9 protein-coding genes are annotated in these 13,252 nt (G+C 63.2%); 5 read left to right on the forward strand and 4 right to left on the reverse strand.

From position 1 onward, the window contains the following. Positions 1-28: 28 nt before the first annotated feature. From ACFWAY_RS16370 to ACFWAY_RS16380, 3 genes are all read right to left on the reverse strand, one after another. Positions 29-1,438 carry an MFS transporter gene (locus ACFWAY_RS16370; protein ID WP_378511267.1) on the reverse strand — a complete coding sequence of 470 codons (1,410 nt, stop codon included), beginning with the start codon at positions 1,436-1,438 and terminating at the stop codon, positions 29-31. A gap of 358 nt (positions 1,439-1,796) precedes the next feature. Then, positions 1,797-3,056: a serine hydrolase domain-containing protein gene (locus ACFWAY_RS16375; protein ID WP_378511268.1), complete on the reverse strand. Its 1,260-nt coding sequence runs from the start codon at positions 3,054-3,056 to the stop codon at positions 1,797-1,799. 702 nt (positions 3,057-3,758) lie between these two features. Beyond that, positions 3,759-5,420 (reverse strand): PucR family transcriptional regulator, encoded by a 1,662-nt coding sequence (locus tag ACFWAY_RS16380; protein WP_378511269.1) that lies wholly within the window; start codon positions 5,418-5,420, stop codon positions 3,759-3,761. A 143-nt stretch (positions 5,421-5,563) separates the two neighbouring features. On the opposite strand from ACFWAY_RS16380, the gene ACFWAY_RS16385 reads away from it, so the two are divergent. From ACFWAY_RS16385 to ACFWAY_RS16405, 5 genes are all read left to right on the forward strand, one after another. Then, entirely contained in the window at positions 5,564-6,379 is an 816-nt protein-coding gene (locus ACFWAY_RS16385) for an enoyl-CoA hydratase/isomerase family protein (protein WP_378511270.1), read from the forward strand. After that, on the forward strand, positions 6,376-7,977 hold the full coding sequence (locus ACFWAY_RS16390; protein ID WP_378511271.1) for a class I adenylate-forming enzyme family protein: 1,602 nt from the start codon (positions 6,376-6,378) through the stop codon (positions 7,975-7,977). The genes ACFWAY_RS16385 and ACFWAY_RS16390 overlap by 4 nt, the downstream gene beginning before the upstream one ends. A gap of 134 nt (positions 7,978-8,111) precedes the next feature. Continuing rightward, complete coding sequence (locus ACFWAY_RS16395) at positions 8,112-9,254, forward strand: P1 family peptidase (RefSeq protein WP_378511272.1); 1,143 nt, start codon at positions 8,112-8,114, stop codon at positions 9,252-9,254. A gap of 314 nt (positions 9,255-9,568) precedes the next feature. Beyond that, positions 9,569-10,750: an alanine racemase gene (alr, locus tag ACFWAY_RS16400; protein ID WP_378511273.1), complete on the forward strand. Its 1,182-nt coding sequence runs from the start codon at positions 9,569-9,571 to the stop codon at positions 10,748-10,750. 723 nt (positions 10,751-11,473) lie between these two features. Further along, on the forward strand, positions 11,474-12,187 hold the full coding sequence (locus ACFWAY_RS16405; protein ID WP_378511274.1) for an NADPH-dependent F420 reductase: 714 nt from the start codon (positions 11,474-11,476) through the stop codon (positions 12,185-12,187). Positions 12,188-12,739: 552 nt separating this feature from the next. Here ACFWAY_RS16405 and ACFWAY_RS16410 read toward each other — a convergent pair. Next, complete coding sequence (locus tag ACFWAY_RS16410; protein ID WP_378511275.1) at positions 12,740-12,979, reverse strand: transposase; 240 nt, start codon at positions 12,977-12,979, stop codon at positions 12,740-12,742. Between the last annotated feature and the right edge of the window lie 273 nt (positions 12,980-13,252).

Consider the following 13,252-nt stretch of genomic DNA (forward strand, 5'->3'; position numbering starts at 1 on the left):
GTGCTGGGGCGCAGTGCGGCCGCGCCTGTCACAGTGCCCCCTCGCCGTCAACGCCGGGTTGGACAGCGGCGGGCGGGCGTCGACGGAACCAGGACGCGAGCATGAGCAGCAGGCTTACCAGGGCCGCTGCGGCGCAGAAGAACCACACGGCCGAGTAGCCACCCACGCTGGGAGACGTGGAGCCTGCAGGGGTGGATGCGGCCAGCAATGCACCAGCCACGGCCGTCCCGATTGTGCCACCCACGCCTCGTACCGTGCTGTAGGTTCCGGAGATGATGGCGACCTGGTCGCTGGGTGCAGCGGCGGAGATGTATGCGGGCATGCTGCCCCCCAGTATGCCTACCCCCAGTCCGATCGCCATGAAGGCGAGGGTGATCGCCCAAGCCGCTGAGCCCGCGTGGGCCAAAACGGCCACGCTCGCGAGTCCCACTGTGCCCCAGCTAATTCCTGCCACAATTGCGACACGTGGCCCGATCTTGCTGGCAAGCAGCGCGTACAGGGACGAGCCGAGTGTGTCTATCAGGTAGTAGCAGATCAATACCACTGAGATCGCGGTGGCCGCGAACCCGAAGCCATATCCGACCGAGTCCGGCTTCGCCGCCAGGAAGGTCAGAAGTGGCGTTCTGGGGACGAACAGGATCACCCCGAACATCATCGCCGCCATCATCGCTGGCCACATCGCCCTACTGGTCAGCACCCGGAGATTGATCAGTGGCGTGGGGGTATGGCGTTCCCATTTGACCCATGCAGCCAGGACCGCCAGTCCGAACACTGCGAGAGTCACGGTGCTCGTGGAGGTCCATCCGGCGCTGTTGGCGTTCATCACGCCCAGCAACAATGACACCAATCCGACCGCCAAGCCGAAGGCTCCGATCCAGTCGATTGGGCGGGTGGTCCGTGTGGTGGATTCGGGGATGAGGAACATCGCTATCAGTGCACACACGACGCACAGGGCTGCCGGGATAGCAAGCGTTAGACGGACATTGCCGAGCAGTGACAAGCTCGCCCCGCTGGTCAGGATACCGATCAGCTGACCAACAGTGATACCGGTGGCCTGCAGGGCGATCGTTCGATTGGCCCGGGCACCTGTTTCCTTGTCGCGGACCAGCCCGATCAGGCAAGCCAGCCATGCTCCCTGCGCACCCCAGAAGGCCATGCCGATCGCAGCGACAGCGAATGACGGAGCCACCGCAAGTATCGCGATGCCCGCAGCGGACAGCCAGCTCGTCAGGGTCAGCAACCGGCGATGCCCGTACCGGTCGCCGAGCGCGGAGAAGATCGGAACGGTAACCACCAGCGCCAGGTAGCTGATGCTGGAGAGCCAGTTCAATGGGGCGGCGCCGATATGCAGCGTGTCGCTCCACGCGGGAATCAGAGGGTACCAGAAGCCGGATGTGAAGCCGAGGACGGTTGGTGGGATGAAGATTAGAATTCTCATGAGGTCGCGGAGATTGTGTCGCACGGCGGAAGACGGCAGTTCCGCTGTGGATTGTGAACCGGGTGGGTTGGTGATGAACATTGATGTTGGTCCTCAGATGCTATGCCCGCCCTGGTGTCAAAATCTGGTGGGCGGTTCGGTGATGAGGGGGAGATCGCGGATGTCGCGTTTATGTTGACGGCGTGAGATGTTCGTCGCAGGCGAGTTGTTGATGAGGGCCTATGGCTCGCCGCGTGCGATCTCTGGTGCGTCGAAGATCTTTCCCTTGACCACTAGCTAGCGGTCTCCGGCTCCGCGTGCATTTCGGTCTCCGTTCAGGCCAGGCACACCGGCCTGAACGGGAGAGGTCGAGGGCCAGCTAGAGCCTCGGAACGCTCGTCGAAAGGTGATCAGCGATGGCTCGGAACGCAGCGAAAATTGGGATGCGCGATGGGCGGATGGCCGGCGGTTTCGGCCAGGTCGACAGCATGGCAATGACAACGCCGGCTTCGCGGTCCACGTAGAGTTGCTGCCCGTGGGCCCCCAAGCCAACCACGACGTGTCCGCCGGCCGGCACCCACCATTGGTTCCGGTAGTGGCCGCCCGGCGGGACCGGGAAGTACTGCTCGTACTGGTCCCGGCCGAACACGGCTGCCGAGTCGGGGCCGCCGCGCAATGTGTCTTCGATCCACGAGACCGGTACGACCTGGCGGCCGTCGGGCGCGCTGCCGTCGAGCATGAGGTGGCCGAAGCGGCCGAAGTCGCGCAGCGTAGGGCAGATGCCAGCCATCGCGATCGCGAAGCCGTTGCGATCGACCATCAGGTCGGCGTCCGATTCGGCCCCCATCGGCCCCCACAGTTCGTTGCCGAGCAGCGAGGCGAGGGGTGCACCGCCAGCGCGTTCGAGCACCAGGCCGAGCACGTCGGTGAGGATCGACCGGTACGCGAAGGGCCCGCCGTGCTCCTGCATGTTGTCGAAGCGGGCCAGGTAGGTGATCGCGTCCGGTTCCGGCGGCGTGCCTGGCGCCCAGCCGAACTGTGCTGACCATGCCGGCGTTTCGGGACCGCCCTCGATATAGCGCGTCCCAGCACGCATGTCGAGTAGGTCGCGCACGCTTGCGCCCTCGAAGCTCGTCCCGGCGAACTCCGGGATGTACGTGATCACGTCGTCCTCTGGAGCAAGTGCGCCTTGCTGGACAAGCACGCCCGCCAGCGTTCCTACGATTGATTTGGAGACGGACATCAGGATATGTGTGTCGTCGGGGCGCATCCCGCGCGCGTACTCCTCGTGCACCACGGAGCCGTGGTGGAGCACCAGCAGCGCGTCGGTGTTGCCGATTCCCATCAGCTCCTCAACGCCGGGCAATTGCTCAGCCGTCTCACGCCGCGGAAGCGGCGAGGGACGCTCACTGCGCGCTATGCGCGCTGTCGGGATGATTTCGCGGACGTGGCGGAAGCCCCAGGTCGCGTGCTCTGGCTCGTCCCAGTTCGCGAGGGTAGCGCGATGGCTTTGGCGGTCATCAGGCGCATGTGGTCTATCTGCGACGGTATATTCGTCTTCCTTCTTGCAGGGCAGGTTCTCTGGCGCGGTCGATATGGCGGTGTCCGCGCTTGCATTTGATACTGAAGAATTGGTCACGGATGTTTCCTCAAATAGTGAACTGACGGGGAAGGGTGCCAGAGTGACAGCAGGAGCGATCGGTCGAGTTTCAGATCGGTCGGCAAAGTGTATGTATGCGACTACTTTCTTTCCCAGGCTGACATTGTCGCCGTGGTCACGTAAGGGGACCGCCTCTCACGGCTGGCTTTGATGTCATACGCCCCAGCTTGTTGATCTCAGCTGCGCCAGGTGAGACGTTCCTGGCGAATGATGAACTTGGTAAATCCATTGCAAACTATCCAGGTCGCGCGACCCGATCGCGTCGTCGATGTGCGCCACCTGGGTTGCATGTGTGAGCGCGGGTTGCCGACGCGCCGCGGTTGTGTCAACGCGAGTCCAGCCGGTCGGCTGTGACCTGCGTTACGTACACGTTAGATCTGATGTCGGCTCACGATCCAGAACAAATGTGTATATATGGCTCGCGATTCCTGACGGTTACGTAGCGCGCCCGTGGTCTCCGCATCCCTGCTGGTCAGGGTTGATTCGCTCCGGCTCGTCTGCCGCACTGCTAAGCGGCCATCTACAGCCGGGAATGCCGCTCACCTAGGCTGACTGTCCTTACGCCGCGCAACCGTCGATCTCCCCCTACAGCAAGCGATCATCATCGTCAGCAGTGGCTCCCAAGGCGTCGGCCTCCTTCCTGGCGACCTGCCAGGAAGTCGCGAAATCGAGGGCGTCTGCTCAACGACTTGCGCGCAGGACGGATGCACGCGCATAGAGAGCGAGTTGGAGGGACATCGCGATCTGCGGCTGTTCGATGTCGATGCCGAGCAGTTTCACGATTCTGTCCAGGCGGGCGTAGAACGTCGGTCGGCTTATCCCGAGTTCGCGGGCGGTGGCAGCCTTGTTCCGGCCCTGGTCGAGGTACACGGTCAGCGTTTGGATCAACTCGGCGGAGTCCACGACCTTGCTCGACAGCAGCGGGCTGAGCTGTCGTGCGGTGTAGTTCTGCAGTCGCGAGTCGTTGTTGAGTAGGTGTAGCAGGCCATGAATTCGGACGTCGTCGAGCCGGTGGAACAGGTTGTCCTCATCGGTGGCGACCGCTGCGACGTGGTTGGCCTCCTCGCATGACCGTTTGACGTCGTCGATGCTCTCTGTCACCGTGCCGAAGGCTATGTCGGCTTTTCTGTCCTTGTCGCTGGCGAGGTGGTGGACCCGTTGCGCGAACCGCGTCAGCGCATCCTCGATGGTTGTCTCATCGTCCAGGCTGAGCATGACACTGATCTGCCCGTTGGTTTGGTCGGCGACCAGTCCTGGAATGTTGGTGAAGCGAAGTGCGTCGCTGACGATGTGCAGACTCGAGCGTTGGTCTGCCAACGCCGTCAACGTGGTGGCGCGTACTTGACGGGCGCTGATCTTTACGGTCCCGCCGATCAGTGCCCTGCCGGCTATTGGAACACCGGCCGCTTCCACGGTGGCGGAAATGGAGGTAACCGATGAGTACGACTGCGTCATGATCTTGTTGAGCAGACTCCGCTTGGAGTGCAGCTCCAGGGCTTGATCGTCGGCCTCGATCAGCCGCTGGAGATCCAATGCGATGGCGGCGCGATCGGCGATCAGATGGTCGGTGTCCACCGGTGGACGGGAAAGCAGAGCGACAAGGCGTCCCCAACTCTGCCCTCTGCTGCCGAGCCGGACGCACAGTGCCCCGGACTGTGCGTCGAAGGTGATCCGGCCTGCCGAGGTCATCCTGGACGAACGCGCGGCCCATTGCGTCAACAGCTCTTCCGGGTCGTGGTGTCCGGTCGCCGCGCTCAGCACCCTGTTGGCCAGATCCTCCGCTACGACTGGACACTGGAGCAAGTGCGAGGCGTTGTTGATGATTTCGTCGAAACCGGCTCCGCCCCAGGTGAGTTGAGTGAATGTCTCGTGCACGCGGTTCACCCGCCGCAGTTCGTCGAGTTGGGCCTCCTGAATGACGTTGTGCACGCTGTAGGTGATGTCGACGAACCGAGTTGGTCGCGGAAAGACCACGACCACCAAGCCTCGTTCCTCGGCTCGACTGATCGCTTCGTCGGGCAGACCGTCGAAGACGACCCCTAGCTCGAGAAACACCCCGGTTGCGCCTCGATCGGCGAGAAGGTCGAACAGGGGCAGCCATACCGCGGCCTCCCGTTGGAGGCCCATGCCGCTGGTGAGAACCAGGTGGTGGTGGTCGACGAATCGGGCCATGTCCGGCTGCTCGCAGACGTGAACCCATCGAACCAGCTGGTCGAGCTGGTTCTGCCCGGTGAGGATCTGAGGATCACCCTCGAGGACGGCGGGGAGCTGCAGGATGTCCTGCACGGATGGCAGGAACCGGTCGTCCTTGTCCCGCCGTGGGCTTTCCATTATGTCAAGCATGGAACGTATTCTACGCAGATTTGTAACCCGGTGTGACCCCGGTTTCTTCGTACCGTCGTTATGTACACGGGTCACAAGCCCGGGTGGACCGGCTCGAGTGAAGCGAACACGCCGCAGGCGCGGCGGGTGATGAGGGAGTACTGATGACAAACGTGACAGTGGGGCGTGCCGAATCGGCCGCGGACGCCGCTGAGGTACGTCTGGAAGTCGACGGCGGGGTCGCGACGATCGTCCTTGCCCGTCCTCGATCACTCAATGCCATCACGCCCCGGTTGCTGACCGAGCTTGCGGATGCGCTGGCGCTTTCGGCCACCGATACCCGCGTCCGAGTTGCGGTGATCAAGGGTGAAGGCACGACTTTTTGTGCCGGGTTCGATCTGAAGGTCGATCAAACGACCAGCGGACCCGATGAGCTCCGGAACAAGGTGGAGAGGCTCCACGACATCACCCGGGCGATCCGCCGCGCACCGTTCCCGGTGATCGCCAGCGTCCAGGGTTTCGCGCTCGGCGCCGGCTGCGAGCTCGCGCTCTGCAGCGATCTCGTGGTGGCCTCGCGCGATGCCCAGTTCGGATTCCCCGAGGTCGACGTCAGCCTGTCCGTCACAGGCGGCATCTCCTACCTCCTGCCTCTTGCGGTCGGATCGGTGAAGGCCAAGGAGCTGATCTTCCTGGGTAATCGCTTCTCGGCGGACGACGCGCGAGCCTGGAATCTGATCAACTTCGTCGTCGACCCTGACGATCTGGAATCGGAGACCGCTGCGCTGGCGGCCCGGCTCGCCAGCAAGCCTCGTCTCGCGTTGACTGCGGCAAAGGGCACGCTCAATGCCGCCGCACCCGGCAGCATCGACCAGGCGTACGAGATCGAAACCGGGTACGCGGTGCTCACTCAGGCGTCCGCGGCAGCGAGCGAGGCGCAGGCGTCGTTCTCGGCTCGCCGTAAGGGCGGCAACGAAGAATGACGACGACAACGCCCACGATGGACGCCCTGCTCGACGATGCTGCCCGTCAGTGGCCCGGCAAGATGGCTCTGAATTTCCCTGCTCTCGACCGGTCCCTGACATTCGGCGAATTGCGTACCTGGGTCGATCACACCACCGCGTTCCTCTTCGAGCACGGCATTGCGCAGGGCAAGAAGGTGGCCATCCTTCTGCAGAACCGGCCGGAATCCACGATTCTCTGGTTGGCGGCAGCAAAACTGGGTGCAGCTGTAGTGCCGGTCAACTCCCGCTACGCCGCAGACGAGGTCGAATACGTCCTCGAACATTCCGAGGCCGACATCCTGATCACCGAGCCGACATTCCGACCGATCCTGACCGACGTGTCGACCGAGGTAACCGTGGTGGATTACTGCGAGCTCAGCAACACGTCGGCGTCCTTCCCTCCAATCGGCGCGAATGTCAGCGGCGACACGGTGTTGAATGTCCAGTACACGTCGGGAACCACCTCCAGGCCCAAGGGATGTCTGCTCACCCATGACTACTGGCTTCGTATCGCCGAGGAGATGACCAGACCCGACGAGGACGGCAGCACGGAGGTCGCGATCCGGCACGAGGACCATATGCTCATCGCTCAGCCGATGTACTACATGGACCCGTTCTGGCACATCGCAACAATTCTTCGCGCCGGCGCTACGCTGACCATCCTGGATGGATTCCATCCGTCGACGTTCTGGGCGGACATCCGGCGTCACCACATCACCATCTTCTACTGCCTCGGTGCCATGCCGACCCTCCTACTCAAGATGCCCGAAACCGGCGACGACAAGAACCACTCGGTGCGGGCGATCCTCTGCTCAGCGATCCCACCTCGCCGCCACCAGGAGCTCGAAGACCGTTGGGGGGCGCCGTGGTACGAGCTGTACGGGATGACCGAAACCGGCGTCGACATTCGCGTTCGAGCGCGCGACCACGATGCCGCGATGGCGACCACGTGCATCGGCAAGGCCGGCGTGGGTCGCGAGGCGACGATTCTCGACTCCAACGGCGTCACCATGACCAAGGGCGAAGTGGGTGAGCTGGCGCTGCGTGGCCGCTCACTGATGCTGGGCTACTTCCGCGACCCAGAGAATACGAGCGCGACCATCGACGCGAACGGCTGGCTCCACACCGGTGATCTCGCATGGATGGACACCGACGGCAACGTCCACTACGAGGGTCGCAAGAAACAGATGATCCGCCGGGCCGGCGAGAACATCTCCGCCGCCCAGGTCGAGGAAGTACTCATGCTTCATCCCGCCGTAGGGAACGCGGCGTGCGTGCCGGTCGCCGACGACCTGCGCGGCGAGGAAGTCTTCGCCTTCGTCCAGCCGGCGAATGCGGCCGTGCTCCCCGCGTCGGACCTCGCCGCATTTGCCCGCCAACACCTTGCCGTTTTCAAGGTGCCGCGGTTCTGGATGTTCGTCGACCAGATGCCGACCACCCCGTCCGAGCGGGTAGCGAAAACTGCACTCGTCGACCAGACACTCGCCCAGGATCGCGTGTTCGACTCTGCGGCCCACAGGTGGGTTCCCAATCCGTTCCAGCTACAGCACGAGGCGCCTGATGTGACAGTCAACTAGCGGGTGCGCCCCGCACGCTGCGGGATCGGCGGCATTAGCCGGCAACCAAATTGTACAAACGACCGGGACGTGGTTCGGGTCGAGATAGAGGAGATCAAGTGTCTCAAAATCCTAGTAAAACTTCGAGCTCGCTGATGCGCACGCCCGCGGGCAAACCGCGTGCCCGTGCCCTCGGTATCCCGTTTCGGGGCATCCCGGGCCCGGACAACGCGATCACCGATGTGCCTGGCGTGGAGGTAGGACAGGTCACCCTCATCGAGGGGTCCGGGCGCCTCCGGATGGGCGAAGGACCGGTCCGGACCGGAGTCACAGCGATCCTTCCGCGGGGTCGCGCGGGAGTCGGCACGCCGGTGGCAGCGGGCTGGCACTCCCTCAACGGCAACGGTGAAATGACTGGAACCGCGTGGATCGAGGAAACGGGCTCGCTCTCCACGCCCGTGCTCATCACGAATACCCATGCCGTGGGACCGTGCCACCGAGGCGCGATCGATTGGATGGTTGCCCACAAGCCGGAGTTGGCTGAGGCTTGGTTGCTGCCGGTTGTCGCGGAGACTTACGACGGCTACCTCAACGACATCAACGGCGGCCACGTCACCACTGAACACGCGGTCGTCGCGATCGAGTCAGCGCGCAGTGGCCCGGTGGAGGAGGGGTCGGTCGGCGGCGGGACCGGTATGTGCTGCTACGGATTCAAGGGGGGCAGCGGCACTGCGTCGAGGGTCGTCGACTACGACCTCGACCGTTACACCGTCGGTGCATTCGTACAGGCGAACTTCGGCCGTCGCCGCGAACTCATGGTCGCTGGCCGCCTGGTGGGCTCCGCGCTCGACGTCGAGAATCCCATGGAGGACGCCGGCAGATCGCTTCCGCCCGGCGCAGGGTCGGTGATCGTCGTCGTGGCCACGGACGCTCCCCTGCTTCCTGGCCAGTCCAAAGCTCTGGCCCGCAGGGTGTCTCTGGGTCTGGCCCGTACCGGCACCACCGGATCACATTTCTCCGGCGACATCTTCCTCGCCTTCTCCACCGGCAACCCCGGGATCCTCGCTAGCCGGAAGGTGACAGACGGCGGCTATGACCGGATGCAATTCGTCCCCTGGGGCGCGATGGACCCCTTCTACGAAGCGGTCGTGGACTCGGTCGAGGAAGCAGTACTCAACGCCTTGGTAGCCAACGACACCATGTCGGGCCGCGACGACAACTACGCCCCCGCCGTACCGCACGACCGGCTGATGCACCTGCTCACCGAGCGCGGCGTGAATGGCAGTCAACTGACCTGACTTTCGTCCCTCGCGCCACGAGCGGACGCCAGTGCCTTATCGCCGGAAGGAACACATTCATCGTGTCCGGAACTCGTCCCCAGACCGACCCACCGCACCCGAGCTTGGACGTGCTGTCATGAGCCTGGGCAAGAACGGCACCGCCCAAGTTGACAGATGTGTTCTGGTGCAAGGGCTTACCCGGTGCAACGCGCGCCTGTTGCCGAAGCTGGGCGTTGCAGCCCACGACTACCGACATCGTGAATATGTGTGCTGACACCCGCGACGGCAGAGGCGGTACGGGGGGCCGACCTGGCTCGGTTCGCGATCCCGGAATGCCGGACTCGGCGTCGGCGCAGGCCGAGTGCGTCATCGACCTGGATGCGATCGCCCACAATGTCCGGACGTTGTGCAACTACGCGAGTGGCGCCGCCGTCATGGCTGTGGTCAAGGCAGACGGATACAACCACGGTGCTCTACCCGTTGCGGTGACAGCGTTGTCGGCGGGTGCTCGTGAGATCGGCGTTGCTACTATCACCGAAGCGCTGCGGCTGCGCATGGCGGGCATCCGAGCGCCGATTCTATGCTGGCTCAACGCGATCGACAGCGATTACACCGCGGCCATCGATGCCGATATCGAGATCGGCGTATCTTCCTCAAGACAGTTGCAGGCCATCGGCGCTGCAGCCCAGGCGGCCGGAAAGATGGCCACCGTGTCAGTCAAGGTCGACACCGGCCTCCACCGCAACGGGGCCTCACTCCAAGAATACCCGCGCCTGCTCGACGCCCTGCAGCGACTCGTCCGCCAACGAATCATCCATTTTCGGGGCGTGTTTTCGCACCTTGCCAGCGCGGATACGCCGAGCGATCCACTCAACGACCTGCAACGACAACGGTTCCTCGACGCGATCTCGGTGGCGAAGACCCATGGGCTGCACCCCGAAATTGCGCACCTCGCGAACTCTGCGGCCACGCTCACCCGCTCCGACCTTCATTTCGATATGGTTCGCCCGGGTATCGCTGTGTACGGCCTGGCACCGGTTGCCGGTGACTTCCCATTGATTCCAGCGATGACATTGCAGGCACGGGTCACGTTGGTGAAAAAGATTGCGGCAGGCGAAGGAGTCTCCTACGGACACGATTGGGTTGCGCCCCGCGACACCGCGGTAGCCCTGCTTCCTGTCGGGTACGCCGACGGGCTCCCCCGGGCCCTCGGTGGAAAATTCGAAGTCACGATTGGTGGTTCCCGGTACACGGGCGTCGGTCGAGTATGCATGGACCAAGTTGTCGTGGACCTCGGTGCAGATGGCAGTAACATCCAGGAAGGTGACACCGCCGTATTCTTCGGCAGTGGCTGGCACGGCGAATGCGGGGCACAGGACTGGGCCGACTCCCTCGGCACCATCCATTACGAGGTGGTTGCCGGCCCGCGAGGCCGGGTCAGCCGGCACTACATCGGCGGTGAAACCGCATCGAGGGTAAGCGAGCACAAACGCCAATCAACCGACGCACCTTAGTTCACCATTGCTCAGACCAAGGACAAGGCCGTCTCGCTTCGGAATGAGATCCGAGCCCGCGTCACGGCGACAGGGCCACATCCCAACGATGTGAAAATTTCTCTAGGGTTGTAGTGGTGGGCGAAACTGAACATCAGGACCGAACTGCTGAATAATCTGGGACTGGCAGCCGACTCGTTCGGGCCCGACGATGTTATTCCTACGCCGATCTACCCGAAATTGATTCGTCGACCTCGACTGGACCTCACATCTCCGCTCGGGCCTTGATTCGCCAACGTCCTCACACACCGCGTCAGATAGTCCAGTCAAGCGCTGGAGGAGTGGGCCACAGATTGCTCGTCGGTTCTCCGGAGTCCGTCGCCGACGATCTTCAGAGCTGGTTCGATGCAAGAGCCGCAGACGGATTCAACATTATTCCTGCGGACACGTCTATCGACGCCGAACGATTCGCAAACCTGGTCGTTCCGATTATCAAAGGGAGAGGCGTGTACCCCAGAGAATACGTGGACAGGATGCGGAGTCGCCTCGGAACTAATTCTCCCGGCCAGCGCTGCTGGCGCAGGGAAGACGGCGGAATACGGTGATTAAGCACACTTGTGTCTGCGATGACGGCTACTGCGTGACGACAAACCGGCCGGAATCGAAATCGCCGCCCATTCGTGGCCCACCGTTTCACCATATTCAAAGCTGCACACCAAACCCACATAGAAAGATCAGTCAGATATGTCTACCATCGGTCTCATCGGCGCCGGATTGATCGGCAGCACCGTGGCCCGCCTGGCCGTCGCTGCCGGGCACGATGTCATTCTCAGCAATAGTCGAGGTCCCGAGAGTTTGGCAGCCCTCGCGGCGGCCCTCGGTGATCAAGCACGCGCCGCAGACCCTGTCGAAGCTGCGAAGGGCGGGGATATCGTTGTGGTCACGATTCCCCTCAAGGCGTACCGGAGAGTCCCGTCGAACCCCCTTCACGGCAAGGTGGTAATCGACACAAACAATTACTACCCCGCCCGCGACGGAAGCATCTCGGAGCTGGACGACGAGTCCTACACATCCAGTGAGCTACTGCAGGCGCACCTGCCGGAATCTAGGGTGGTCAAAGCCTTCAACAATATCAACTACAAGCATTTGGGTCGGCTCGGTCGCCCTGTCGGCGCGTCCGACCGGTCAGTGCTCGCGATTGCAAGCAACCACCAAGACGCGAAGGACGAGGCGAGCACGTTCATCGATTCGATCGGCTACGACACTCTTGACGTGGGCGCCTTGTCGGAGGGGTGGCGCTTCCAGCGTGATACGCCCGCATACAGCCTGTCGTACATCGGCGATTCGGGTGGAGCGCCCGCACTCGGAGACACCTTCGATGCCGGACCCGGCTATCCGGTAAGTCGTGACCAGCTCGTCGCCGCGCTGGCGGAGGCCAAGCGTTACCGCGATCTCTGAGCCCCTCGACTGCGCAACCACACCATCTGCGTGTCGTGCCCGACGGCCATCAGTTCGGACGCCGGGCACGACACGCAGCCGCGACGTTCGACAACCGGACGCGCCACGCCTTGACAGAAGCCGGAGCGCCAATCTTCAGCGTCGGCACCGTTTCTCGTAGAGTGTTAATATCGTGACCCCCAAGCGTTTTCGGCCTGGATTCCTCGCCATGGATATAGCAGTTCACACCCCACAGCCGGTGCGCGAGGCCGGCGACGATTTCGAGGCGTGTTCGGCGCTCTCGCACTGACCGCATGCAGCAGCACTGTCGACGTGGGCGCTACCAACAGAGGCGACGATCCGCACTTGAACACCTCCTTCGCGACCAGCAAGTCCTATACCTTGATGGCTCGCGGTCTTGATCTGGCGAGTGCCGAGCGGTTTCGATCTTGTTTTATCATGACCCGTCGGGGCGTGGGAATGGCCGATGCCCCGCTGTCGCGTCAGGTGGGCGCCGGATTCCACTGTCAGGGAAGTTATTTTGGCTCGGTGGAGCAGGTCTTGGACGGATCGTTAGCCGATCTGGTTGGTCCACGGCCAGGTGGGAGGGAAGTTGAGCCAGCGGCGCCGGGAGCCGCGGGTGAGCGTGGCGGGCGCGTGCAGGACCCGGTCCTGCAGTGTCTTGGGTTCGGCCTTGGCGAGCTCCCCGTCACAGGCCAGTAGCCGGGTCCAGGCGAGCAGGTCGTCGGCGACGCCGTGCAGCATGACCCAGGCGGTGTTCGCGGCGAATTCCTGGAACGGGTACCTCGCCATCGCGGTGGACCTCACCGTGTCAGTTCGGGGTAGTCCGGCGCCCGCGGAAAGCTCAACAGGCTCCGGGTAGAGATCAAGGGTTCCTGGGGTCTGGACGGGGGCTTGCTTCGTTGCCGTAGGTGCAGACTCATAACTGAGGGGCATCTCTTTTATGGCTCTCATTGGAAAGATGCATGAATGCCGGTGAGGTGTACGAAGGAGGAGGCTCGGTGTACGACCCGGAGCTGCTGCGCACGTTCCTCGGTGTGGCCGAGGCGTTGAGTTTCACCGCCG

It is taken from the genome of Rhodococcus sp. NPDC059968, from assembly GCF_042738615.1.
In the GTDB taxonomy this organism is placed as follows: Bacteria; Actinomycetota; Actinomycetes; order Mycobacteriales; family Mycobacteriaceae; genus Rhodococcus_F.

Bases quoted from the DNA above. Each gene is read 5' to 3' on its own strand.
- ACFWAY_RS16370 (WP_378511267.1), bottom strand. From the start codon at position 1,438: ATGAGAATTCTAATCTTCATCCCACCAACCGTCCTCGGCTTCACATCC.
- ACFWAY_RS16380 (WP_378511269.1), bottom strand. From the start codon at position 5,420: ATGCTTGACATAATGGAAAGCCCACGGCGGGACAAGGACGACCGGTTC.
- ACFWAY_RS16385 (WP_378511270.1), top strand. From the start codon at position 5,564: ATGACAAACGTGACAGTGGGGCGTGCCGAATCGGCCGCGGACGCCGCT.
- ACFWAY_RS16390 (WP_378511271.1), top strand. From the start codon at position 6,376: ATGACGACGACAACGCCCACGATGGACGCCCTGCTCGACGATGCTGCC.
- ACFWAY_RS16395 (WP_378511272.1), top strand. From the start codon at position 8,112: ATGCGCACGCCCGCGGGCAAACCGCGTGCCCGTGCCCTCGGTATCCCG.
- alr (WP_378511273.1), top strand. From the start codon at position 9,569: ATGCCGGACTCGGCGTCGGCGCAGGCCGAGTGCGTCATCGACCTGGAT.
- ACFWAY_RS16405 (WP_378511274.1), top strand. From the start codon at position 11,474: ATGTCTACCATCGGTCTCATCGGCGCCGGATTGATCGGCAGCACCGTG.
- ACFWAY_RS16410 (WP_378511275.1), bottom strand. From the start codon at position 12,979: ATGGCGAGGTACCCGTTCCAGGAATTCGCCGCGAACACCGCCTGGGTC.